Annotated in this window: 23 protein-coding genes; 22 read left to right on the forward strand and 1 reads right to left on the reverse strand. The window is 49.8% G+C overall.

Annotated elements, in window-relative coordinates; all coding sequences use genetic code 11:
- Window positions 1-65 precede the first annotated feature (65 nt).
- From BM056_RS27215 to BM056_RS07860, 12 genes are all read left to right on the forward strand, one after another.
- Entirely contained in the window at window positions 66-194 is a 129-nt protein-coding gene (locus BM056_RS27215; RefSeq protein WP_274377530.1) for a hypothetical protein, read from the forward strand.
- A gap of 442 nt (window positions 195-636) precedes the next feature.
- Window positions 637-1,155, forward strand: coding sequence for an Lrp/AsnC family transcriptional regulator (locus BM056_RS07805; protein WP_092470397.1), 519 nt, complete (start codon window positions 637-639; stop codon window positions 1,153-1,155).
- A gap of 622 nt (window positions 1,156-1,777) precedes the next feature.
- The gene (locus tag BM056_RS07815; RefSeq protein WP_092470401.1) at window positions 1,778-3,001 is read left to right on the forward strand and encodes an FAD-dependent oxidoreductase; all 1,224 of its coding nucleotides are present in this window, start codon (window positions 1,778-1,780) and stop codon (window positions 2,999-3,001) included.
- A 50-nt stretch (window positions 3,002-3,051) separates the two neighbouring features.
- A complete protein-coding gene (locus BM056_RS07820) occupies window positions 3,052-3,312 on the forward strand; it encodes a sarcosine oxidase subunit delta (RefSeq protein ID WP_092470403.1) in 261 nt (86 codons plus the stop codon).
- The gene (locus tag BM056_RS07825) at window positions 3,309-6,227 is read left to right on the forward strand and encodes a 2Fe-2S iron-sulfur cluster-binding protein (RefSeq protein WP_092470405.1); all 2,919 of its coding nucleotides are present in this window, start codon (window positions 3,309-3,311) and stop codon (window positions 6,225-6,227) included. Before BM056_RS07820 ends, BM056_RS07825 begins: the two co-directional genes overlap by 4 nt.
- Before the next feature lie 10 nt (window positions 6,228-6,237).
- Complete coding sequence (locus tag BM056_RS07830; RefSeq protein ID WP_092470407.1) at window positions 6,238-6,876, forward strand: aminomethyltransferase family protein; 639 nt, start codon at window positions 6,238-6,240, stop codon at window positions 6,874-6,876.
- Window positions 6,877-6,899: 23 nt separating this feature from the next.
- Window positions 6,900-8,231, forward strand: a complete 1,332-nt coding sequence (glnT, locus tag BM056_RS07835; protein WP_092470409.1) for a type III glutamate--ammonia ligase — start codon at window positions 6,900-6,902, stop codon at window positions 8,229-8,231.
- A gap of 421 nt (window positions 8,232-8,652) precedes the next feature.
- On the forward strand, window positions 8,653-9,621 hold the full coding sequence (locus BM056_RS07840; RefSeq protein WP_092470411.1) for a class II glutamine amidotransferase domain-containing protein: 969 nt from the start codon (window positions 8,653-8,655) through the stop codon (window positions 9,619-9,621).
- Window positions 9,618-10,292, forward strand: coding sequence for a GltB/FmdC/FwdC-like GXGXG domain-containing protein (locus tag BM056_RS07845; RefSeq protein ID WP_165613428.1), 675 nt, complete (start codon window positions 9,618-9,620; stop codon window positions 10,290-10,292). The genes BM056_RS07840 and BM056_RS07845 overlap by 4 nt, the downstream gene beginning before the upstream one ends.
- On the forward strand, window positions 10,279-11,511 hold the full coding sequence (locus tag BM056_RS07850; RefSeq protein ID WP_238456354.1) for an FMN-binding glutamate synthase family protein: 1,233 nt from the start codon (window positions 10,279-10,281) through the stop codon (window positions 11,509-11,511). Before BM056_RS07845 ends, BM056_RS07850 begins: the two co-directional genes overlap by 14 nt.
- Window positions 11,512-11,884: 373 nt before the next feature.
- Window positions 11,885-13,297: an ammonium transporter gene (locus tag BM056_RS07855; protein ID WP_092470417.1), complete on the forward strand. Its 1,413-nt coding sequence runs from the start codon at window positions 11,885-11,887 to the stop codon at window positions 13,295-13,297.
- A gap of 97 nt (window positions 13,298-13,394) precedes the next feature.
- The gene (locus tag BM056_RS07860; RefSeq protein WP_092470419.1) at window positions 13,395-13,733 is read left to right on the forward strand and encodes a P-II family nitrogen regulator; all 339 of its coding nucleotides are present in this window, start codon (window positions 13,395-13,397) and stop codon (window positions 13,731-13,733) included.
- 101 nt (window positions 13,734-13,834) lie between these two features.
- On the opposite strand, the gene BM056_RS07865 is transcribed toward BM056_RS07860, so the two are convergent.
- On the reverse strand, window positions 13,835-14,527 hold the full coding sequence (locus tag BM056_RS07865) for a B3/B4 domain-containing protein (RefSeq protein ID WP_092470421.1): 693 nt from the start codon (window positions 14,525-14,527) through the stop codon (window positions 13,835-13,837).
- 321 nt (window positions 14,528-14,848) lie between these two features.
- On the opposite strand from BM056_RS07865, the gene BM056_RS07870 reads away from it, so the two are divergent.
- The 10 genes from BM056_RS07870 (at window position 14,849) to BM056_RS07920 (ending at window position 25,212) form a co-directional block, all read left to right on the forward strand.
- Window positions 14,849-15,787 carry an AEC family transporter gene (locus tag BM056_RS07870; RefSeq protein ID WP_092470423.1) on the forward strand — a complete coding sequence of 313 codons (939 nt, stop codon included), beginning with the start codon at window positions 14,849-14,851 and terminating at the stop codon, window positions 15,785-15,787.
- A gap of 346 nt (window positions 15,788-16,133) precedes the next feature.
- Complete coding sequence (locus BM056_RS07880) at window positions 16,134-16,817, forward strand: response regulator transcription factor (RefSeq protein WP_092470427.1); 684 nt, start codon at window positions 16,134-16,136, stop codon at window positions 16,815-16,817.
- Window positions 16,814-18,373 carry a sensor histidine kinase gene (locus BM056_RS07885; protein ID WP_092470429.1) on the forward strand — a complete coding sequence of 520 codons (1,560 nt, stop codon included), beginning with the start codon at window positions 16,814-16,816 and terminating at the stop codon, window positions 18,371-18,373. The genes BM056_RS07880 and BM056_RS07885 overlap by 4 nt, the downstream gene beginning before the upstream one ends.
- A 207-nt stretch (window positions 18,374-18,580) precedes the next feature.
- Window positions 18,581-20,026 (forward strand): HlyD family secretion protein, encoded by a 1,446-nt coding sequence (locus BM056_RS07890; RefSeq protein WP_238456355.1) that lies wholly within the window; start codon window positions 18,581-18,583, stop codon window positions 20,024-20,026.
- A gap of 211 nt (window positions 20,027-20,237) precedes the next feature.
- On the forward strand, window positions 20,238-20,990 hold the full coding sequence (locus BM056_RS07895) for an ABC transporter ATP-binding protein (RefSeq protein ID WP_092470431.1): 753 nt from the start codon (window positions 20,238-20,240) through the stop codon (window positions 20,988-20,990).
- Window positions 20,987-22,207 (forward strand): ABC transporter permease, encoded by a 1,221-nt coding sequence (locus BM056_RS07900; protein ID WP_092470433.1) that lies wholly within the window; start codon window positions 20,987-20,989, stop codon window positions 22,205-22,207. The genes BM056_RS07895 and BM056_RS07900 overlap by 4 nt, the downstream gene beginning before the upstream one ends.
- Before the next feature lie 36 nt (window positions 22,208-22,243).
- Window positions 22,244-22,639, forward strand: a complete 396-nt coding sequence (locus tag BM056_RS07905) for a PepSY-associated TM helix domain-containing protein (protein ID WP_092470435.1) — start codon at window positions 22,244-22,246, stop codon at window positions 22,637-22,639.
- Window positions 22,640-22,871: 232 nt separating this feature from the next.
- Window positions 22,872-23,681 carry an undecaprenyl-diphosphate phosphatase gene (locus tag BM056_RS07910; protein WP_092470437.1) on the forward strand — a complete coding sequence of 270 codons (810 nt, stop codon included), beginning with the start codon at window positions 22,872-22,874 and terminating at the stop codon, window positions 23,679-23,681.
- 232 nt (window positions 23,682-23,913) lie between these two features.
- On the forward strand, window positions 23,914-24,414 hold the full coding sequence (locus BM056_RS07915) for a hypothetical protein (RefSeq protein ID WP_092470439.1): 501 nt from the start codon (window positions 23,914-23,916) through the stop codon (window positions 24,412-24,414).
- Window positions 24,415-24,768: 354 nt separating this feature from the next.
- On the forward strand, window positions 24,769-25,212 hold the full coding sequence (locus BM056_RS07920; protein ID WP_092470441.1) for a MarR family winged helix-turn-helix transcriptional regulator: 444 nt from the start codon (window positions 24,769-24,771) through the stop codon (window positions 25,210-25,212).
- Window positions 25,213-25,214: the final 2 nt, after the last annotated feature.

The raw sequence follows: 25,214 nt of genomic DNA on the forward strand, positions 1-25,214 counted from the left end.
CTAATCATTGTTAATGCCCTCCCCTGGTTATAAAATTATGTTAATAATTTTAAGGAGGGCTAATTATGGCACCGTTAGCCAAAGGTAAAGAAGAGATTTGTCTGGAATGCACACTTTGCAGCTTCTACTGGGGAGAAAGCTGTCCCGGTATTAATAGCTATACCATAGAGGATTGCATTGAACTTGGTAAGTAAAACCAAGGTAAAGGTTGATTTGATTCCAAGACTCCCACTTTTATAAGTGGGAGTTTCTATTTTTACTTCAGGTGGGGTGGAATCCCCACCAGTTGGGGACATTCCTCCTAAGAGGTGTGTCCCCTTTCCTCTTTAACCCTGATGTTCAGCTTTAGCTGAACGAGTTCACTTTACTGCCTGACTGCGCAATAATGATTGAAGGCAACCGTTACACAAATAATGTGTTAACCGGTTGCCTTTTTATATTATTCAGCTGACCTGTTTACGTGACATGGCTTAAGCGTCTTAGAAAAAACAGGAATTGGATATATAGCAACGAAGTAACATATGATTAGGGGTCAGATAATCTAATGTTTCCGGATGAATCTGCTGATAATTCAATAAGCGGTGGAACACTAAAGCTTGGGTTCTATGACCACGAAAAAAAGTAAAGGATGATTAAATGCAACCGTTAGATGACATGGATTTAACTATCATGAAAACTCTCCAAGAAAACGCCCGTTCCTCTTATCAGGATATCGCCAATAAGATTGGTGTCTCACGGGTCACAGTACATGAAAGAATCCGTAAGCTTATTGAAAGCGGCATTATCGAGGGGTTTCATGCGCGAGTTAACGCCCGCCGCATTGGTTACCCGGTAACGGCGATTGTAGGGTTAAACACCATTCAGGGCAGCGAGTCGTACCGTACGATTGAGGAGCTGCGACAACTTCCCGAGGTGGAAGAAGTACACGTTGTAACAGGAAGATACGATTACCTGGTCAAAGTTCGGGCTATGGATAACGGGGATCTTCAGCGTATCCTGTTCAACAAAATTGATCAGGTTTATGGTTTTCAGCGGGCCGAGACAATGGTGGTACTTTCCTCGGCGGTGGAAAAGTGCGGAATCGACATGCGCCGGGTGATCAATGACTCCCAGGATGGGTTGGGGGAGGGGAGAAATAGTGTTAACAATAAGTAAAGCAGGTAACAAAGATAGAAGCGAATTGCTATAAAAAATTTTCCATCGGCTTAACATAACAAATGTATAGTAATATGATAAGAAGTTTTTCAAAAAGTAGTTGACTAAGCTTACTCGCTATGCTAATATAAGGCAACACAAAAATATAGTTATCATATGTAAAAAACAACTCGGGCGATGGCTTGAAATGGGTTAAATAATAAACATGATACATGGGTGTATCAATGCGGCGAAGGCGCCTTTTGGGGGAACAACCCTGCGAAAGGTGTTTTTTATTGTTTTGTTTAAGATTTGTGCATTACCAGGGCTGGAAAGCGGGCATCGGGGCCTTTTTCGGAATTGCTGTTACATCAGGTGAGCAAGGGCGCTTTTTACAGGGCAGTGATGTCCTGTGGGAAGCGCCTGTTTATTTTATAAAAACTGGTAAAAGGAGTGAAGCAATTTGTCTGGATAACGCTGATTCCTTTCGAAATTTAGCTAGTTAAAAAGAATTGCAGCCCTATGATGTAAAATTTCGTTTGTTCTGATGATCTTGACATATCTTGTTTCATTTACACAGGTGAAGCGCCTTGGTTCTAAAATGTGCTTCGGCGCAAACAACTCGAAAAGATAGGTGGACGCTATGTTTGGCAGATTTAAACCCCTGTGGGGAAAAAAGCCCCGGCTCAAATCAAGCTACGATGCTGTGATTATCGGAGGCGGGCTGCACGGTTTGGCCACCGCGTATTTTTTGGCCAAGGAGCATGGCATGTACAACATTGCCATCGTCGAAAAGCGCTACATCGGTTTTGGCGGCGCCGGTCGCAACACCGCCATCGTACGCGCCAACCAAAGAACGCAGGAGAATGTGCCTCTATATAAAGAGGCTTTGGATCTGTGGCCTGTTCTTACCAAAGAGCTGGACTATAACCTGATGTTCAACAACTGCGGCAATTTGAATTTGATGCACAGCGAAGCAGCTATGAATGCGGCCCGCATGAACGTCTGTACAGCCCAGTTTCACGGGGTTGAGAGCCATCTGTTGGACGTCAAGCAGCTCAAGGAACTGGAACCGGCGATCAACACTTCACCGGACATCACTTATCCAATTCACGGGGCTATGTTTCACCCGCCAGGCGGTGTGGTCCGGCACGACGCAGTGGTATGGGGTCTGGCCAAAGGCGCGGCCCGGTATGGGGTACATATCCACCAGCAAACCGAAGCTACTGCGATCCATACGGAAAAGGGCAAAATCACAGGGGTGGATATCGGCCGCGGCCGGATCCATACCCCGCGGGTGCTGGTATCAGCGGGCGGCTACTCAGCGGGGATCATCAACAAGATGCTTGGCATCCGGCTGCCCATCAGCGTACTGACCATTCAGGCCATGGTCACCCAGCCGCTCAAACCGGTTCTTCATCACGTGGTTTCATCCGGCACGTATCACGCCTATGCCAACCAGACCCTCAAGGGTGAAATCGCCACCGGCGCGCACATGGACCCCTGGCCCAACTACACGACCCTGACCACGGCGCATTACATCAAACACCAGGCCGAGGCTTTATCTGACTTTCTGCCTTTCCTGCGGGGCGTGAAGTTCATGCGCACCTGGGCCGGACTGGCCGATATGACGCCGGACATGGCTCCCATCATTGATGGCAACGACCCCATCGACGGTTTCTACATGAATTGCGGCTGGGGATACTTTGGCTTTAAATCAAGTACGGCATCAGGCCGCAACATAGCCAAGTTCATGGCCAGCGGCAATTGTCCGGATATGCTTAAACCGTTTAACTTGCGCCGCTATGAAAAACACAAATTAATGGGCGAAACCGCTGCCCTGGTCAGCTACACTGCTGACAATTAGGGGAGTTAACCCGGGCTCCCGGTCAATTTGAACGATAAGGAGATACAGCGATGGCACTGACGATTACCTGCCCCAATTGCGGTAAACGCAATGGCTACGAATTTCGTTATGGCGGTGAAGACAAGGGGCCGCGGCCCGCGGAAGCAGGATTGACCCCGCGCAGCTGGTGCGACTACGTGCACCTGAATAACTGTGTGGCCGGCATTCAAAAAGAATGGTGGTGTCACAAGAACGGATGCGGTGCCTGGTTTACTATTCATCGCAACACCCTGACCAACCTTGAAGTGGGAGAACCGGAGGCAAAATTATGAACAGGCTCACCCAATTGCCCACATTACGCATTGACCCCTCGGAAACAAGATCCCTGCGGTATCAAGGAAAAACATACCAGGGGGTGGCCGGCGATACGGTGGCGACAGCGCTGTACGCCAACGGTGTCCGGGTCTTTGCCCGCAGCTTGAAATATCACCGCCCCCGCGGCCTGTACAGCCTGGATGGGGAGTGCAGCAACACCTGCATGCAAGTGGATGACATTCCCAATGTGCGCACTGAAAATACGCTGCTGAAAAACGGGATGCAGGTCAAGGATCAGAATGTCAAAGGTTCGGCCGAGTTTGACTGGCTGGGCTTCATGGACAAACTCGATTGGCTGATGCCGGCCGGTTTCTACTACCGGACCATGCACAAGCCGGCCTGGCTGTGGCCCATTGCCATGAAACAAGTGCGCAAGGCCGCCGGACTGGGAAAAATTGCACCGGATTTCAGGATGAAGGGCAATTATGCCGAAATCTTTCCCCAGGCCGATGTCTGTGTGCTCGGCGGCGGTGCGGCCGGCATGACGGCGGCCCTGGCAGCGGCCGGGAGCGGCCTGCGGGTGGCGTTGCTGGAAGCCCTGCCCTGGCTGGGCGGCTGCTTTGACTACCGGGTCAGCGCCTATGATCAAGAAAAGGCGCTCTATCAGCGGGCGCGCGAGTTGACTAAAGCAGTGGAGGCCACAGCCAACATCCGCGTGTTCAAACATACGGCGGTGGTGGGCGTTTACAACAACAACCTGATTACCGCCTTTCAGGTGGGCTGTGAATCCGACAGTTTCGATCAACGCTACCTGGAAATCCGTGCCCAAAGCGTGGTGGTGGCCACCGGCTGCATGGAAAGGCCCCTGCTGTTCGATAACAACGAACGTCCGGGCATTATGCAGGTCGGTTGCGCCCACCGGCTGGCCCGTACTTACGGGCTGCTGCCGGGCAGCCGGGCGGTATTCAGCATCGGACATGATCTGGGGCTGGAGGCCGCGGCGGACCTGTTCGACCTGGGACTGCAGATTGCCTGTGTGGCCGATATCCGTGCAGACGGGCAAGACCCCCAACTGCTGCTGGCACTGGCCGAACGCAAGATTCCGGTCCTGCGGGGATGGGTGGCGTACAAAGCCCACGGATCCAAGCAGGTTCAAAAAGTCACCCTCGGCACCATTGACGGCAGCGAAAAACGCCAGTTCGGGTGCGACCTGCTGGTTGCATCGGCCGGTTTCACACCGGTTACGGGGCCTTTAACGCTGGCCCGGGCCAAACTGCAATACGACATGCACACCGGTTACTTTCTGCCGGTGGACCTCCCGGCCAAAACCCACATGGCCGGCCGTATGACCGGCCTGCAGCAGGCCCAGGCCATCGAGGCGTCGGGAAGGTTGGCCGGGCTGAAGGCGGCAGCCGATTGCGGTACCGACACCGTCAGGGCTGCTGCCGAAGCCGGCGAGCAGCTCAACGCACTGCCCGGCCCCGAGCGCGGCACCAAGCTGGTAAGCTCCCCGGTCAAGGGCCGCAAGAGTTTCATTTGTTTTGACGAAGATACCACCTTGAAAAATATTAAACAGGCCATCGAGATGGGGTTTGATGTGCCCGAGTTGATTAAACGTTTTACCTCGGCCGGTACCGGCCCGGGGCAGGGCGGCATCCCCGGTCACAACCTGCCCCTGTTCGTGGCCGAATACCAGGCTCTCACCGGTGCCAGGCCGGTTCCCACGACGGTACGGCCGCCCCTGGTGCCCACTTTCGTCGCGACTTACGCCGGGGCCAACCACGATATGTGCAAACGCACGCCGCTGCACGAAGTGCAGAAAAAAGCCGGCGGTGTGTTCCGGCGTATGGGTGTGTGGCGCCGTGCCCGCTATTTTTCCGAAGACTTCAGCTGCCGTGAGGAAATCCTCAATGTACGCCACAACGTCGGCCTGCTGGATGCCTCGACACTGGGCAAATTCCGCATCCACGGGCCGGATGCTCTCAAAGCCCTGCAGCGCGTCTATGTGAGCAACATGGCCGGGGTGACCGGGGGGCGAGTTAAATACTCGGCCATGTGCAACGATGACGGCTGCGTGATCGACGACGGTGTGGTGGTCAAACTGGCTGAAAACGACTATTACTTCACCACCTCCACCAGCCGCGCCGGTGAGACTGTGGAATGGATCCGCTATCACACCCGCTACGATGGCTGGGATTTCCACCTGGTCAACCTGACCGACGCCATGGGCGTGATCAACATTTCCGGGCCCAACGCGCGCAAGGTTCTGGCCAAGGTTGCCGATATGGATCTATCCAATGACGACTTTCCCTTTGGCAGTTATCGCGAGTTCACTGTCCGGAAAACGATCCCGGTGCGCGCCATGCGGCTGGGGTTTGTCGGTGAACTCTCCTATGAGCTGCATGCACCGGCCTCCTATATGCCGGCCTTATGGCAAATTATAGAAGACGCCGGCCGGGAGCTCGGCATCCGCAACTTCGGCGTGGAAGCCCAAAACGTCCTGCGTTTGGAAAAATGTCACATCATCCTGGGCCAGGAATCCGAACAACGCACCAACCTGCTCGATCTGGGGCTGGGCTTTCTGTGGGATCGCCGCAAAACGGACGCTAAGACCGTGGGTGCCGTGGCTTTGCGCCAGGCGGAAAACGATCCGGATCGTTTCCGGCTGGTGGGTATCAAGATGGAGGATCCCCAGCGACCACCCAGAGACGGCTCGATCATCGTCGACCAGCGTATCCGCGGATATGTTTGCACCGCCCGCTATAGTTTTACCCTGAATGAATCAGTGGGCGTGGCGCTGGTGGATGCCGAGTTGGCCGCCGAGGGCACCCGGCTGGAAATTTATGAAGACGAATGCAACGGCAAACGGCTGTATGCCCGGGTCGTGTCCATGCCGTTCTATGACCCCCAGGGCAAACGGATGAAAATGTGAGGTGATGACCATGACGGAGCTGCAAAGACGATCGCCCGTTCAATTCAAGACCGGCGCCCAAAAGATCGAAATGCGGGACAACTGGCCCGTGGTGTTGGAGTATAGAGACGAAGGCCGGGGCCCCTTTCTGGTGGATTTGACCCATAAGGCCAAGTGGGACCTGCAGGATAAGCATCTGGCCCTGCGGAAACCGCTGGGGCTGGATATTCCGGACTTGCCCGGCGCCTGCACCTTTCAGCAAGGCGTACTGATCAATCGCCTGAATCGCACCCAGTCCGCCATGTGGCATCTGCTGGCAGATGCGCCCGCATTGCCGGGCGAGCCGGGATATACCGATGTGACCGAAGCCACGGTGCTTGTGGCGCTGTTCGGTCCCAATGTCCTGGCCATCACCGAAAAGCTGACCGCCCTGGATCTGCTGGACCCCCTGAAACAAACGCCTTTTCTGCTGCAGGGACCGTTTTCAAACGTCCCCTGCCAGGTGGTCACCCTAGCAAGGGGCCGCGGATTCGACGGCGGATTGCTGCTCACCTGTTCGCGGGGGTATGCCCAAAGCATGGTGCATGCCATCCTGGATGCCGGCGCCGAATTCGACCTGCGCCCGGCCGGAGAGCAGCGCTTTAGCGCTTGGGCCTCTGGTTTATGCTGAATGAATTTAAGGAGGTATTTACAATGACCCAAACCGAAGTAGCGGCGCTGGTCCGCGAAAAAGGCATCCGATATTTCATGGTGTCATTTGTGGAGATGAACGGGATCAGCCGGGCGAAACTGGTGCCGGCGGAAACCCTGGAGGACATAGCTTCCGATGGCGTTGGTTTTGCAGGTTTTGCGGCCGGCGACCTGGGGCAGGGGCCGCACGACCCGGACATTATGGCCATTCCGGATTTTTCATCACTGCATGTCCTGCCCTGGCAGCGGGAGATTGCCTGGGTTGCTTCAAACCTCTATGTCAATGGCCGGCCATGGCCGTATTGTCCGAGAACAATTCTGACCAAGATGCTGAAAAAAGTCAACGATAGGGGATACCGCCTGATGGTGGGGATGGAGCCCGAGTTCTTTCTGGTAAGGCGGGAGAACGGCGGCATCGTACCCTTTGATCCGTTGGACAGCTCCGCCAAGCCCTGTTACAACCAGCAGGCGCTCTCGCGGAACCTGGACTTTGTAACCCGGTTGGTGGGTATCATGAACGAACTGGGCTGGGGGGTTTACCAGTGCGATCACGAAGACGCCAACAGTCAGTTTGAAGTTAACTGGCAGTACTCTGAAGCGTTAAACCAAAGCGATCGCTTAACCCTGGCCAAATTTTTAATCCGGAGCCTGGCGGAACAGCAGGGACTCACGGCTACCTTTATGCCCAAGCCGTTTAAAAATCTGACCGGAAACGGCTGCCATTATCACATGAGTCTATGGGACGCAGAGGGGGGGACCAACCTGCTCCTGGACCGCAGTGACTCCCACGGCCTTTCCAAGCATGCCTACTGGTTTCTCGGCGGGCTTTTGAAGCATGCCCGGGCGTTGGCCGCCATCACTTCACCCACCGTCAACTCCTATAAACGGCTGGTATCCCGGCCCACCACATCAGGGGCGACCTGGGCGCCGGTTTATATCACCTACGGCGGAAACAACCGCACTGTGATGATCCGCGTTCCTGCTCCTGGCCGGATTGAAAAGCGCACCGTTGACGGCGCGGCGAATCCGTATCTTGCGGTGACGGCCATCCTGGCGGCGGGGCTGGACGGGATCGAAAACCAGATCGAACCGGGGCCCCGCTTTGATGAAAACACGTACACGTACACAGTGGAGGAACTGCAGGGCCGTGGGATTAAGGTGCTCCCGGCCAATTTGAATGAGGCGCTGGATGAACTGGAGGCGGACGAAGTTCTGGGTGAAGCTCTGGGGAGTGATTACATCAGCCTTTACCTTCAGGTCAAGCGCCGGGAGTGGGATGAGTATCACAACACCGTTTCCGACTGGGAAGTAGAGCGTTACCTGACGGCAGGATAGGCAACATACCCACTAACGCGGCACCATCAGAAGGATGAAAAATAGATACCGTTGGCAAGGCGATCCGGTGGCTTCCTGGAGTAAGCGAAGCACTGGATGCGGAAAAGCGGTCAGGGGACACATCTCCTCTTTGGTGTCATGGTTTTGGGTCGGAGGTATGTCCCCAATGATACCGTCAAATCCTCAGAGCTTGACCCCAAAAGGGCGTAAAGTTACGCCGGGCTATTTGTTGCAAGCGTTATATACAAATAACTACACGAGCTACAATGAAAATTGCGCAGCGCACGGAGGGAACCACCGGAGTGCCAGATACAAGTAACGTGAAAAATTTTCAGGATAGAGGCAGTTAAAGCACTCGGAAAAGCCTGAAACTATTTTGGGTTGAAAAAAGGTAGCTTGATAAGGTAAAGGAGGGAAATGAATGTGCGGCATAGGAGGTGTCCTTTATAAAAACGCCAGCGGCAAGGTGGGCGCCGATCTGGAGCGGCTGATCTACGGAATTCGCCATCGTGGTGAAGATTCCAGCGGCGTTGCCATCTTCAGTGCGAAGGAAAAGTCCGGACAGCGGGATATGCTGCTGATGAACGTCCGGGTTGAAAGCGATAAAGCGGCGGAAGATGTTTTGACTACCATCGAAGAACTGTTGAAAAAAGCGGGCGGAGCGATCCTGGAGGCTCAAACCAAAGGTTCAATAATGAGCATGCAAGCCGTATACGGGGGATCGTTGCTCGACCTGTGTTATGAATTGGACAAACGCAGCGTTCAGACCATCAGTATCGGCAATCAACTGCGGATTTACAAAGACCTCGGAACATCCGACCGGCTTGATCAGATCTATCACTACAGCGATATTGACGGTACCCACGGCATCGGCCACGCCCGGCTGGCCACCGAGAGCATTGTCAGCCCCGATCGTGCTCACCCATTTTGGGCCTATGGTTTCAGCGATGTAGCCATTGTTCATAACGGGCAGCTGACGAATTACTGGAAGCTGAGAAGAAAGTTTGCATGTTGGGGCTACCAGTTCCGGACCGATAACGATTCTGAACTCATTGCCATCTATACCGCCCACTATCTTAAAAAGGGCATGAAACTTCAGGATATCCTGGAACAAAGCCTGGGAGATCTGGACGGTACTTATACCTTCCTGGTATCAACGCCGACGGAGATTGGTTTTGCCAAAGACAAACTGGCGGCCAAACCCCTGGTTTATGTGGACCTGGAGGACAGGGTGGTGCTGGCTTCCGAGGAAATAAGCCTGCAGGCTTTGCTGCCGGACATGGACAACATTACTGTGGTGGAGCCGCCACCGTATTTGACCGGAACATGGTCCGTTACCGGAGAGCATTACTTTACGAAATTAACCTATCAGGCGGTGGGACTGGAATGATCAACCTCGATGCAGACAAGTTATCTGTAACTGAAATTAACCGGGCTTTGCGGGAAGCAGCGCAAGCGGGAGAGGAAGTGGAGGTCCTGAACCCCCGGGCGAGGCATCATCTGGGGGTGGGGATCCTGAGAGCATTGCAAATGACCGTTCGCGGCAGCGCCGGCTATTTCTGCGGCTGCCTCAATGAAAACGTCAAACTCCGGGTGGAAGGCAGCGTGGGCTGGTTTGCAGCCGACAACATGATGTCGGGAGAATTCATCGTGGAGCGCAATGCCGGCAGCTGCGCCGCGCCTGGTATGCGCGGCGGCAACTTGGTAGTCAAGGGGAATATGGGTTCCCGCCCCGGACAGGTCATGAAAGGCGGCACCATCATTGTCGGCCAAAACAGCGGCTTTATGACCGGTTTTATGATGATCAACGGTACCATCGTGGTACTGGGCAATGCCGGTGACCTGGTAGGTCACTATATGGTGGGCGGTACCATTTATGCGGGCGGCCAAGTGGAAAGCTTGGGGGTAGATGTTCAAGAAGCGGTTTATACAGCTGAAGACGATTGTTACCTCAGTGAATTGCTGCACTGCTACGGTTTGGAGAAGCCTCCTGCCTTCCGCAAGTTTGTTTCCGCCCAAAAGCACCACCGGTATGGAAAGAGGGTGTATGAAGGTGAGTAGTGCACAGCTATGGAATCATGATGTCCGAAAGCAGATTCTGGAGAGGGCGCGTCTGGGCCACAACGTGATCGAAGGCTTCGGCATCAAACGCCCGATTCCCTCATTTGATGATCTTACCTTCCTGGCCGCCGCCTTAAGTCGTTTATGTATTGATGTGCACCGGGAGGAATGCGACACCACCACGGTTCTGGGAGCGCGGTTTGCCAAACAGCCGCTGCAGCTGGAAACACCGGTCATCATTGCGCCCATGAGCTACGGCGCCGTTTCCAGGGAAGTCAAAATGGCCTTTGCCAGGGCCTCTACCCTGGCCGGAACGGTGGATAACACCGGTGAAGGAGGTATGCTTGAAGAAGAGAGGCAGCTGGCCAGGCGGTTGATCTACCAGTGCACACCGGGGCGCTATGGCTTTAACCCGCGGGACTTGCAGCGGTCGGATGCCGTTGAGTTGTTCATCAGCCAGGGGGCAAAGCCAGGTTCCGGCGGCCATTTGCTGGGCTCTAAAATTACACCGGACATTGCCAAACAAAGAGGCCTGCCTGTCGGCATCGACCTCCGCAGCCCCAGCCGGCACCCCGATTTTATGGGACCGGACGACCTGGTTTTAAAAATCCTGGAATTGCGCGAAGCCACCGACTGGCAGTTGCCTGTCTCTTTAAAGATCGGTGCCAGCCGGGTCAAAGAGGATGTTAAAATCGCCTGCAAGATCGGAGCCGATATCGTGGTGCTGGACGGTATGCAGGGCGGTACGGGCGCAGGGCCGGAAACCTTTAAGGATAACGTGGGCATCCCCACCATGGCGGCGTTGGTTGCGGCGATGGAAGGACTGCGGGAAGAAGGAATGGAAGACGAAATTGACATCGTGGTTATGGGAGGGATTAAGGACGGCCCCGATGCGGCGAAGGCACTGGCCCTTGGGGCCAAGGCGGTAGGTATCGGCACCGCCGCCCTGATTGCTCTGGGCTGCAAAGCCTGCCGCCAGTGTGCCACCGGCAACTGCCCCGCCGGCTTGTGCACCCAGGATCCCGAATTGCGCAAACAGTTTGACTGGGAGCAGGGGGCGGAGCGGCTGGCCAATCTGATCCAGGCCATGACCGAGGAAGTGCGGATGATTACCCGTATTTGCGGCAAGACCAACTGCCACAACCTGGAGCCGGAGGACTTGCGGGCGCTTTCGGTGGAGGCCTCGGCCATTACCCGCTTGCCGCTGGTGGGATCTTAAAAAATTTAGGTGCGTAGAAATTTTCTTAATGAAAAAATAATTCAGAACAGGTTCTTGACAGTTAACCAATGATAAGTATAATAAGTAATATAATAACATAATGTAACTAATTGATACGGAGTAGTATCAATCTGGCAATGACGCTTTTCAGGAAAGGCAGCTTTTCTGAAAAGCGTTTATTATTAAAGTAACAAGGATGTAATGAATTTGGGCATTGACGCTCTCAAAACAAGATTTTAATCTTGTCGCGAGGGCGTTTTCTGTTCTAACTTAAACTGGAAAATAAACGCACCTTGCGAAGTAAGGGCCCACTTCGGGAGAAAGCGTTATTTGGACAAGACTCAATGAAAAAGTTTAATAAGGAGGTAAAAAAATGGGAAACCGGTTTTGGCGAATTGTACTCATAGCTGTTACTTTTTTAACGACACTGCCGGCTCTGGCCTGGGCGGAGGAGGCTGCTGCAGAAGCAGCTCCGGCAATTGATACGGGTGACACAGCATTTATCCTGGTTTCGGCTGCTATAGTTTTGTTGATGACGCTGGGCCTGGCTCTTTTCTACGGCGGCATGTCCCGCAAGAAGAATGTTCTAAGCACCATTATGTACAGCTTCATTGCGATGGGCATAATCAGCATCCAGTGGGTGTTTTTCGGTTATAGCCTGGCTTTCGGCCCGGATCTCGGCCACATTGTCGGCAGCCTTCAGTGGTTTGGACTTAACGGTGTGGGAGTGGACCCGAACCCGGACTACTCAGCTACCATACCCCACCAGCTTTTCATGATCTTCCAGATGGTTTTCGCCATCATCACGCCGGCGATAATATCCGGCTCCGTCGCTGAGCGGATGAGATTTCCTGCTTACCTGATTTTTATCGTCGCCTGGGCTACACTTATCTATGACCCTGTTGCCCACTGGGTATGGGGTGTGGGCGGATGGCTGCGAGAACTGGGCGCCCTCGACTTTGCCGGCGGCACGGTGGTGCACATCATTTCCGGTGTATCCGGCCTGGTGGCCGCGCTGATTATCGGCAAGCGCAAAGGGTATGGCTCCGAGCCGATGATTCCGCACAACCTGCCCATGACGATTACCGGAGCTGCTTTATTGTGGTTCGGCTGGTTCGGCTTCAACGCCGGCAGTTCACTGGCGGCCGGCAGCCTGACGACGATAGCTTTTGTTAATACGCATATTGCTACGGCTGCGGGGATGATGTCCTGGGTGATTGTTGAGTGGCTTCGCCACGGCAAGCCGACTGTGCTTGGCGCGGCCAGCGGTGCGATAGCCGGCCTGGTGGCCATTACCCCCGCCTGTGGCTTTGTTACTCCCATGTCGTCCGTTATTATCGGTTTGGTGGTAGGGGTAATCTGTTACCTGGCAGTAAGTACGCTCAAAGCGAAGTTGGGCTACGACGACTCTCTGGATGCCTTCGGCATCCACGGTATCGGCGGTACCTGGGGCGCTCTGGCTACCGGCCTTTTTGCCAGCAAAGCAGTCAACGAGGCTGGCAATAACGGCCTTTTCTACGGCAACCCCGACCAGGTAGTCACCCAGTTGATCGGCATTGCGGCAAGCTGGGCCATCGGTGCAGTCGGTACTTTTATCATCCTGAAGGTTATTAATGTCTTTTGTAAACTACGCGCCACCGATGCGGAGCAGGAGGCCGGCATGGATTTCACCCAGCATGGGGAAGACGCCTATACCGATCTTGCCCTGGCAGGTTCGCCTTTTGGTGGCGGGATAACTGCCGCGCCCGCTGCCACAGGTGTTGTAAAACCAGCCATGCAAAAATAAATACAGGAGTCAGAATGAGAGAACGATTTATAGTCCCGAAATATTTTATTTACTAATACTAACTACTAACCACTAAATACTAAAAGGGGGGACTTGCTTGACTAAGCTTGAATGCATCTTGCGTCCGGGGAAGCTGGAGGATGTCAAAGACGCCCTCAACAGGTTTGGCATCCACGGAATAACCGTCACCCAGGTGATTGGCTGCGGCCTGCAAAAGGGGCGCAAAGAAGTATACCGAGGTACAGAGTATAGCATCAATCTGCTGCCTAAAGTAAAGTTGGAAATAATAATTGATGACAAATATGTCGACGATGTGGCGAAAATCATCAGTGAGACGGCTAGGAGCGGGGAGATCGGCGATGGCAAGATCTTTATTTATAAAATCGATAATGCCGTCAGAATCAGAACCGGAGAAACAGGGGAAGCGGCTATATAGAACATTCAGTATTAAGAGGAACAGAGGCCGAAAGCTGTAAGCTTTTTCGGCCTCTTGACATTTTTAGGTGTTTTCCATAGTATAACAACCTTGTTGCTATTTTAGCTGGCGTAAACAAAAAAATCCGTTTCTTGACCTCCGCAATATTTTTTTAACAGCTCCAATAATTTATATGTAGAAGATAAAATATATTCCTTCGATGTATTTTCGTTTCCCTGTACAATAAAAATGCAATTTTTAGTTCCCAGTTCAATTTTAGTTTTTTCTGACTGGTGACATTCCATCCGGCAAAGTATTTCATTACTGTCATCTAGATAACAATATTCTCCGGAATTTACCTTTTTGGCTTCACTTTTGCCCAGTTGAAGAAAATTTTCATTACCATTGGTCATCCGCAATGTAATATTGCCATGTACCTTTTCAAGATCATGTGCCCCTAACGATAATCTTGTTTCCAATGAAATACAATTATAAATATCAACAATAAGATTAATTGATGGAAATTTTCCATTCCTAAGCAAAATGCCAATTAAACTCTCTATCGATGAAATATATTTTTTATTTGAACGGCCAATTTTATTGTGGAGAATACGAAAACCCTGGATAATTGGGTCTTCTTCTATTATATTGGACGAATAATTTGTCTTTAGATCTTCCAAAAGCTTTTGTCTGAAGAAATTAAAAGCAGAATTTTCCCTTTCATTTTTCATGCCGTTGACTACAACACTTGCGACTTTAATTCCTAGTTGGTTTACTTCTGAATCCGCACGAAATTTAAAAGGGCGGTTTGGCATTACTAGAGCCTCCTTAAAATGCAATATTGTTTATAATTACTTTCAAGATGCTTAAATGAATAATAACATTTTAGGTGAGTTTAACTGGAAAAGCAACAGTATATGACAATTAAAAAGCTAATCATCGTTAATACCAAATATTTATGAGGGCTATTAAAACTCCAAACTGAATTTGAGCCAAGCCCCTTATTGACATAAAATAATATAATGGAGGGGGTTGAAAAAATTGCTTGGAGAATAACCTTACCCCTGGGAAAAAGGGTTTTACAAAAATGAAAATTATGCGGCTGGCTATAGCTAAAAAGGGAAAGGTTTAAACGAATGACTGAACAAATAGTTATTGTAATTAATCAGATTATTGTATTTACAATACTCATGTTAATAGGATTTATTGCCGCCAAAGCAAATATTTTTACCAAGGACGCACTAAATTTTCTATCCAAGCTGATAGTTAAAATCATTCTTCCCGCTTTGATATTTAGTATTGTTGCAACCGGAGTTACAGCAAAGGATTTTTTGATTAGCGGCAGATTTGCCTTAGGAGTAATATTTTGTTTTTCCTTGCTTATCCTGGTCGGGGTGGTAATGAGTAAACTGTGCCAACTTGAAGGTAAGACTGCAAATATCTTTGTGGCTCTCGCAACCTTTGGCAATATGGGCTTTATGGGGATACCGCTGATCCTGGAAATATTTAAAGAGCCGGTTGCGCAGGTTTGTATATCTGTCTACACTATAATTGACATGGCGCTGTTGTGGACATTGGGGGTTTATTTATGCAGCAGGCATCAGAAAAGTTCAAATTCTTTGAGTGCTGTTAAAAACATGATAAATCCCACTACGGTTGCTTTGTTTAGCGCTTTTTTCGTAAATATTTTTCAGATTCCCGTGCCGGTTCTACTTATGAATATGATATCAGGAATAGGAGGTACCAGCAAATATTTAACGCTAATGTATTTAGGTGGCGCTCTGGCTTATGTTGCGGTGGCAAAAGTGATCACAAAGCCGAGTATATTTGTTTTGACAATAGGTAAAATGCTGTTAATGCCCGTTATTGTATATTTGCTGCTGGGCTTGTTCTTGCCGCAGACGCCGAGAACAATTTTAACAATAATTGTCGGACTTCCGTCCATGACTACGGTTGCTATGATAGCCACATCCTATCAGTCGGATGTTGAATATGCAACAGAAATGATTTTTGTTACTACTTTAGCCAGTATAATCACCATTCCTATTATAAGCGTTATCACAAGCAGGATGTGATGCATCCATATTGTTACGTCATGCTAACAGTTGCAAGCGTTATACTACAAGTAACAATATCAGCTATAAGGAAAATTGCGCAGCGCACGGAGGGAACCACCGGAGCGCCAGATACAAGTAACTTAAAAACTTTTTTCAGGGTAGGAATAAATGATATTCAACAAACTTTCAGTTTTTATTCAGTTCTGTTTCAGTTATGGCCCAGATAATATAAACATATTGAAACATTTTGACTTAAAACATTTTTGACGGTAATTAGAAAAGGGGACGCGCCCTTTCGGGGAATGTCCCTAGCTGTGAATGTCCTCAATATAAAGGTGCCTGGATAAAGGTGGTTGGCCGGTAAATGCGACAATTAAAGGGAATTAAGATATTATTGGTGGACGATGAGCCGAATATATTACAATTTTTAGAGCTGGGTTTACAAAATGAAGGATTTGAAGTACAAACCGCCCAGGATGGCATGACAGCCATTACACTGATGAAACAATTCCAGCCTCATGTCGTCATACTGGATGTTATGATGCCCGGTATGGACGGTTTTGAAGTGTGCCGGATGATTAAAAAAATGGAAAATGTGGCGGTGATTATGCTTACGGCCAGGGACGAAGTGGATGATCGGGTGAAGGGACTTAATCTAGGAGCCGATGATTACATGGTAAAACCCTTTAGTTTTGAGGAACTGCTCGCCAGGATCTATGCCAGAATACGCAACCAATTTCCAAACTTATTTGGGGAAGTCGTAATCGGGTCGTTTCATATTGATGACCGCCGCAAAGAAATCAGGTTCGAAAACCGGGTTTTGGAGCTGTCTCCAACAGAGTATGAGCTCCTTAAATTTTTAGTTCTTAATCACGGGCTGGTTTTAAGTAAGACTATGATTTTGGATAAAGTCTGGGGCTATGATTTTGCAGGGGAGGAAAATATTGTTGAGGTGTATATAAGGTCATTGCGGGATAAATTACATGACAAAGAACATCAACTGATAAGAACATTGCGTGGGTCGGGGTACCGGGTTGATTTACCATGAACCAAAATAAAAGCACTCGATTTAAATCTTTTTTTGCTCCCAACTCACTCCGAATTCAACTGTTATCCCGGTCACTGCTAATCCTTGCCGTTTTGCTGATGCTTATTGGCCTGCTGCAATATATTTTTATGCGGGAGGTCATTTACAGAAATAAGGCTGTCAGCCTGCAGACCCAGGTCACGTCAATTCCCCGCAAGGTTTGGCAATATCACGGCGTAAGCCCGGAAAACGACCCTGAGCACCCTCCTATTTTTATTCCAGAGGCAGGTTTGGCATTTATAGATATGGAGGGGAATTATTCCATATTATCAACCGGGCCTGGCAGCAGCAAGCCTCCGAGATTGGCTGCCGAGGAGTATTTGGCTGAATTGAGCAAAATCCCCCGGGATGAGCTGCCAAGAATTAATGATGCCGGAGGAAACGGGCCCGGCAGTATAGAGCCTCCTGGTTTGATTACGCCGGAGCATTTGGATGAAAGGGAGAAAAACCCCGGGCCGAGCTATAAAATAATTGATGCCGGAGGAGTGGAGCAATTACTGGTATTGCAGCCGGTTATTGACCACGGGCAGGTGTTTGGCCTCATTCAAGCAAGTACTTTGACCAGCCCGCTCAAGGAACTGCTTATCCGCCAACTGCTTACTTTTTTATTCCTTTCTCTCATTGCCATGCTGATTGGTTTGCTTGGCTTTTCACCGATACTTAAAAGAACGTTGGTTCCCTTATTTAACATGGTGGATACCGCGGAACAAATCGATGCCGGCAATCTGGCCAAACGTTTTCCAACCCGGCAGGGACAGATGGAGATCGATCGTTTGGCAGAATCCTTTAATAGAATGTTGGAGAGGCTGGGAGCTTCCTTTGCAGCGGAGAGGGAGACCAAGGAACAGATGCGCCGTTTTATAGCGGACGCTTCGCACGAGCTTCGTACTCCGCTAACCTCCATTCACGGATTTTTAGAGGTACTGCTCCGCGGTGCGGCCAATCAACCGGATCAGCTGCATAAATCGTTAAAAAGCATGCACGGTGAATCGGAGCGTCTCAATAAATTGGTGCATGATCTTTTGCTCCTGGCCAAGCTGGACCGCACACCTCGCCTTGAGCTTGCAGAAGGCATGTTGGATGCCGTTATCCGGGATATGGAGCCGCAGCTTCGTATTCTGGCCGGTAACAGAAGATTTGACTTACAGATCGAACCAAATGTGAAATGCCAATATGATTCGGATAAAATGAAACAGGTGATTTTAAATCTGTTTTACAATGCGGTGCAGCATACCGACCCTGAAAAGGGCCATATCCACATTTCATTATGCGGCGGGAACAACGGTGTGGAATTGTCCGTGCAAGACAACGGACCGGGGATCGGCGCTGCTCACCTTCCTCACGTCTTTGATCGTTTTTATCGCAGCGATTCCTCCCGGACACGCAAATATGGCGGGTCCGGTTTAGGCTTGGCGATCACCAAATCAATTGTAAACGCTCATGGAGGAACCATCAGCGTTGAAAGCCGGGAAGGAGAAGGCTGTGCGTTTCATATCCGGCTTCAGCGCATAATCTGAGTGTTTCTAAAACGTTATATCGGCCAAACATCAATTACGGCATGCTTACACGGTTTTATCCGTGTATGAATGCCGTTGTTTTTTTCAGCATATATTCAGCCATTATTCAATTAATGTTCAGTTATTTTTAAGCGACAATTCAGTTTTAGGGAGTATGATCCAAAGAAGACAAGGGAAAAAATGTTTTAGTAACTGGAGGATGCCAAATTGCAAAACGTTAACAAATCATTGTTCATGAGCTTGGGGTCTCTAACCGGCCACATAAAAAAGACAAAGCTCATATTGGGTTTTTTAGCGGCCGCCGGGATTTCGCTGGCCCTTTATTTTATTCTGGGCGCGCCCTCGAAAGCGTCCGAAAATTACCTGACCGGTACCGTGCAGCGCGGCAACATCACCAGCACCATTTCCGCCAGCGGAACGGTAGAGCCGGTGGAAACAATCAGTATGAGCTTCAAGGATGCTGAAATAGTCAAAAAGATTTATGTCAAAGTCGGTGACAAAGTAGAACCGGGTCAACTTCTGGCCGAGTTGGCAACCGATAACCTGGAGGCGGACGTAATGCAATCCCGGGCAAACTTTGATAGCCAGTCGGCTAATCTGGCGCTGCTGAAGAACGGCGCCACACAGGAAGAATTGGCAGAGGCTGAGGCAAAAGTGAGCATGGCTCAGGCAAGTTATAATCTGGCCCAAGCCACTCTGGAAAGAAACCAGGCTTTATACCAGGCCGAGGCGTTAGCCCAGTCGGAGCTCGATCAGATAAAAGCGGATTATGATAATGCGGAGGCCAGTTTAAAACAGGCCGAGGCGTCATTGAAAAGCCTGCAGAAAGGGAACCGCGCAGAAAGTATTGCTTCCGCGGCTGCACAGGTGGAAAGCGCCGGCGCGCAGTTGCAGGTAGCTCAAAGGTCGCTTTCCGATGCCAAATTGATCAGTCCCATTAATGGCATTGTCAGCTCGATTAACGGGGCGGAGGGCCAGCGGGCAACCGCCAATAACAACAACACCAGCGGCGATGGCTTTATGGAAGTGATTTCTGAAGCACTACAGGTGGAAGCCAAGGTAAACGAAGGGGATATCGGTAAGACCAAGGTGGGGCAGCAGGTGGAATTTACGGTAAACTCATACCCGGATAAAACATTTGCCGGGAAGGTGAGCAGCATTTCCCCCACGGCCACTACGGAGTCCAACGTCCAAATTTATGACGTGATGATACAATTGGACGAAAATTACAGTGAATTAAAAGCCGGTATGCCCGCTGACGTGACAATCATAGTGGAGCAGAGCGAAGATGTTCTGACCATTTCCAAGGGAGCCGTAACCTATGCGGAAAGTTACGCAGCTAAACCAATGGGCGCCCCGGCGGAAAAAAATGCCCCGGCAACTGAAGAAAGTGAACCGGGTAAAAGCGCTGTTGTTTTGGTGCCGGGCAAATCAGGCTCTCCCGAGCCCAAGCAAGTGCAGCTGGGATTGTCCGACTTGACCAACTATGAAGTGGTTAGCGGGCTAAGTGAGGGAGAGACAGTTATTGTCGGTTCCACAGGCCAGGCTGCGGAACCAAAAGCCGCTTCCACCAACACCAGGGAAAAGTCCGGAAGCAGCCAGGGCATGCCCGGCGGCATGCCCGGCGGAATGCCGCCGCCCGGTGGAAATTGAGTTTTATCTCGTTAACCGCCGCTAAGACTCCCGCCTCGCATAAGGAAAGGGGACACACCTGCTGAAGCTTGGGTATTTCTCTGGGGACAGGAATGTCCCCAACTAATGGAGTTAAGCGGCGATAAACTCGAAATAAGTGCGACTAAGGTTCAGGTGGAGTCAAAACCCCACCTGAACCAAGTCTTCTTTATCAAAGAAGGAGTGGCGGGTATTGAAAACTATAATTAAGCTGGAAGGAATAAAAAAGGTCTATCAACTGGGGGGGACCCTGATTCATGCGGCAAGAGGCATCGGCCTGACCGTAAGGGAAGGTGAGATGGTGGCTATAATGGGAGCTTCAGGTTCCGGCAAAAGCACGTTGCTGAATATAATCGGCTGTCTGGACAGACCCACCGAAGGGGCATACTACCTTGATGGCCAGGATGTGTCGCAGCTGGATAAAAAACAACTGGCTGCCATTAGAAACAAAAAATTAGGCTTTGTATTTCAGGGATTTAACCTGTTGGGCAGGTCTACTGTAAAGGCGAATGTTCAACTGCCGATGATTTATGCCGGCGTGGAAAAGGGAGAAATGGAAGATAGAGCGCGGGAAGCCCTCGGCTGGGTGGGGCTTTCAGCTTACCTGGATCATCTTCCCAGCCAGATGTCCGGCGGCCAGCAGCAAAGGGTGGCTATAGCCAGGGCACTGGTGAACAATCCTGCAATGGTTCTTGCGGACGAGCCCACCGGCGCGCTGGATTCGAGGACCAGTGTCGAAATAATGTCCGTTATCCAGAAATTGAATTGGGAAAAGGGCATTACGGTGGTGATGGTTACTCACGAAGAGGATATAGCCCTGCACTGCGGCAGGATTATCAGAGTAAAGGACGGGCGCATAGTCAGTGATGTCCAGGTTCCCAATCCCAGGAGCGCCGCAGAGGAGCTGGCGGCCCTTCCGGTGGATGATGCGGAGGTAGAGGCATGAATTTTAAAAGTAACCTGGAAGTGGCTTTAAACGGCATTAAGGCCAATAAACTGCGCTCCGTTCTGACCATGCTGGGCATAATCATCGGCGTCTCCGCAGTGATAATTATGATTTCTGTAGGGCAGGGGGCCGGCAAAAGAATAACCGACCAGATTTCCAGTATGGGCTCAAACATGCTGATGGTGATGCCCGGAGCTGAGCAGCGGGGGCCCGTTCGGGGAGCGGGGGGCAGCGTCAACACCCTTACTCTGGATGATGCCCGGGCCATAGCAAAGCTCGATATGGTGGCCAATGTGGCTCCCGTAGTAGGGGGCAGCGCCACCATCGCCTATGGCAGCGGGACCTGGACCTCCCAATACAGCGGAACCACGCCGGAACTGCAGCAGATAAGAGATTTTGCCACTGCCTCAGGCTCTTTCTTTACGGATGAAGATGTTAACGAGGCTACTCCGGTGGCGGTGTTGGGCCAGACCGTGGTGGATAACCTTTACCCGGCAGGCACAGACCCCGTGGGGACCAAAATCCGGATTAATACGCTATCCTATACGGTGGTGGGGGTGCTGGCCAGTAAAGGAGCCTCCATGATGGGTCAGGATCAGGATGATGTTGTTTATATCCCGGTGACCACGGCCCAGCGAAAGATGCTGGGGCAAAAATATGTCAGCCAGATCAACGTGCAGGCGGAATCCCAGGATAGTATGGAGTTCGTTGAGAGCAGTATTGAGACCTTGCTCAGGGAAAGGCACGATATTCAAAATAATGAAGATGACGATTTTAACGTTCGAAATCAGGCTGAACTGATTGAAACGGTGGAAAGCACCTCGGCAGTAATGACGATGATGCTGGCCAGTGTTGCCGCAGTTTCCCTGCTGGTGGGCGGCATAGGGATTATGAATATTATGCTGGTATCTGTTACGGAAAGAACCAGAGAAATTGGGCTGCGCATGGCGGTGGGCGCCACTGACAGCAACATCCGCAACCAGTTTCTGGTGGAAGCCCTGGTGCTCTGTATGTTGGGAGGAATCGCCGGGGTATTGCTGGGGGTGACGGGGTCAAAGCTATTGTCAGTGCTGGGCGGCTGGTCGACTTCAGTAACTTTAGCTTCAATTTTGATGTCAGTTGGCTTTTCCGCGGCCGTTGGGGTATTTTTCGGATATTATCCCGCCAAGCAGGCTGCGGCGCTGGATCCCATCGAAGCGCTGCGTTTTGAAAAGTAAATCCTACTAATTCGTTCTTCTAGGAGGAAATGAGTATTGTTTAAAAAATGTCGTCAATTACATTTATGGATTGGCCTATTTACTTCTATTTTAATACTGATAGAGGCTGCAACAGGGCTTATTATGCTTGAGCCGTGGCTTATCGGATTAAACCAACCAGCGATAGAGCAGGGCAGCCATTGGGAAAAAGCGAATATGGTTAACTCTTCTAAGGAGTCAGTACTTGTTGAGGGACCGGTACCACAAGGTGGAGGCTTTAGCAATAACAATAGCCTGATGGGATTTATCAGGAACCTGCATCAAGGAAGAATAGGTAGTACAAACATTGCTGTTTTTCTTGATATAGCAGCTATTGGTTTAATTATGCTATCAATAACAGGGATCATATTATCCGTTAAAATATTAAAAGCACAATTTTTTGCTAAAAACTGATATAAGTAATAAAAACTGATATAAGTAAAATTAAGGACAGATTATATCAATTGCCGGGGCATTTTTTTTGACCTGCTGCCGGTATAAGCCGGGATACTCTGCAAAACCGAGGTAAGTTTAGCTATTTTTGTTCGGCAGTATCATCCTAATCTTGTTGCTTTAGCAGAACTGTAATATACTTATACTTGACTTGCTAAAAAACTAGAAAGGGAACGAAAGAAAGGATTTGCCGATGGAACAATATATAGTGCCTGTTATTCTTGGTATTGTGGAAGGCCTCACTGAATTTATCCCGGTTTCCTCTACCGGTCACTTGATTCTAAGTGGGGAATTGCTGAATTTTACAGGAGCAAAGGCTGCCACCTTTGAGGTCTTTATCCAACTGGGAGCGATTTTGGCCGTGGTGGTGTTATACCGGGAAAGATTCAGGCGTTTTTTCACCTTTGAAAACATTATGAGCGGTTTCAAGATGAAGCAGCATGAACTCAACTGGATGCACATAGCTGTTGCTATCCTGCCGGCATTGATTTTAGGTTACCTGGTTCACGATATCATTAAAGAATATTTATTCTCAGCAGAGACTGTCCTCATTGGTTTGCTTATCGGCGGTATTGTGATGATTGTGGCAGAACGCATACCCATCCTAACCTTTTCTACTGACCTGGATAAAATAAACTTCAGGCAGTGTTTGGTTATCGGGCTGGCCCAGTGTCTATCCCTCTGGCCTGGATTTTCCCGTTCCGGTGCCACCATTTCAGGTGGTTTGTTGGCGGGGATGGATCATAAAACAGCGGCTGAATTTTCCTTTATCATCGCTGTGCCGGTAATGATTGCTGCCACCGGATATGATTTGCTTAAATCCTGGTCCTTGATTACCCCGGATTTTATGGTAACGTTGCTCATTGGTTTTGTGGTTTCTTTCGTGGTCGCTGTGTTGGCCATCGTGGGCTTTTTAAAATTGCTGCAGCGGGTTAAACTAACACCTTTTGCAGTTTATCGCTTTATTTTAGCGGTTGGTTATTATCTAATTATCTTGCGCTAAATAACAAAGTAACAGAGAAAAGCACGCATCATTAAAGCGTGCTTTATTTGATATATCCTCAGGCTAACTCGGATGTAAACGACTCCGTCTCCTTGTCATTCTCCAGCCCTGCTTTCAACGGAAAGTGCGGTCAAGTAACAGGCGACCGGGTGCTTAACCGGAGATTGTTTGGTTGTACTTACCAATTAACTCATGTATAATATTAACCACCAGCCAAACGGGGGGATGCCGTATGGAAGAAATACTGAAACAAATACTGGGAGAAATAAAAACTTTAAATGGTAAATTTGACAATTTTGAGGCCCGTTTTGACAATCTTGAAACCAGGTTTGACAATCTTGAGGCCCGGTTTGACAATCTCGAAACCCGGCTTGACAATCTTGAAACTAGGTTTGACAATCTTGAAGCCCGGGTTGACGGTCTTGAAACAGAAATCAGGGGCCTTAAAAGCAGACAGGATGAAATGTATCAGATTATGAGGGGATTAGAAGAAAACGTATCTATAACCAAAGCTATTGCCCAAAGAAACGAGGAAAGATTGAATTATTTGGAGGGCAGCGTAAAACGCAATGAAGAAAGAATAAGCAATATTGAAAATAGCGTAAACATGATCTTAGACCACTTAAAGCATAAAGAGGAAATTGATAATGAAACTAAACGCTACACATTGGAAAAGATAGGTCAACACGATATAGATATTCGCCTATTAAAAAATAAACTGGTCAATTATTGACAGCTGAAGCAGCAGCCCTTGGCAGACTTCGAACCTCCGGTTCGTAAATCAAGCGCATAAAGTATCGGTTCTTTAGCTTCGATAAAAACTATATACATAGAATAGACAGTCAGGTGTCCCGTGGAAAAATTGTGATTGATTCCGGGACTTTTTTTTATACTTTAGGAAAGTATACTGGCCATATGTATGGCCAGTGTTAAGGAAAAAAGTACTGAAAAGCGCGCGCTAAGGGAACTGATTTAGCGCGCTTTTCTTGTGGGAAATAAAGGTTGCTTGACAAAGGATAATATAACCACTATAATGTGTTGTGGTACGACACGTCGCAATGCGACGTAAATATAAGGGGTGCGGATAATGTTAAAAGAAGACAGGGTAAGTCAAGAACTGGTTGAGCATTTGCTATTTCTGCATAGGGCGTTGCGTCACGGAGTAAAGTCCCGGGCAATGGCAGACGGATATACAATCCCTCAAAGAATTGTTATGGGATACTTATTCAGACACGGTGATTTGAGCGTGAAGGAATTGAGTCAACAAGTCGGTCTTTCGCACAGTACCATATCGGGAATCGTGGACAGGTTGGAACGTAAGGGACTGGCAACACGTATTCAAGACCCCCGGGACCGGCGTATTACCAAAGTATCGTTAACCGATTTGGCCAGAAACCACTTTAATAGCATGATGACGCAGCGGATGTTTTCAGGTGTTGTGGGTGTATTTAACCGGGCCACGGCCGGGGAACAAATGAAAATCCTTGAAGGATTTAGAACCCTGAGGGAACTATTGGACAGGGAAGAATAAAA

This window comes from Desulfotruncus arcticus DSM 17038 (genome assembly GCF_900113335.1).
In the GTDB taxonomy this organism is placed as follows: domain Bacteria; phylum Bacillota; class Desulfotomaculia; order Desulfotomaculales; family Desulfallaceae; genus Desulfotruncus; species Desulfotruncus arcticus.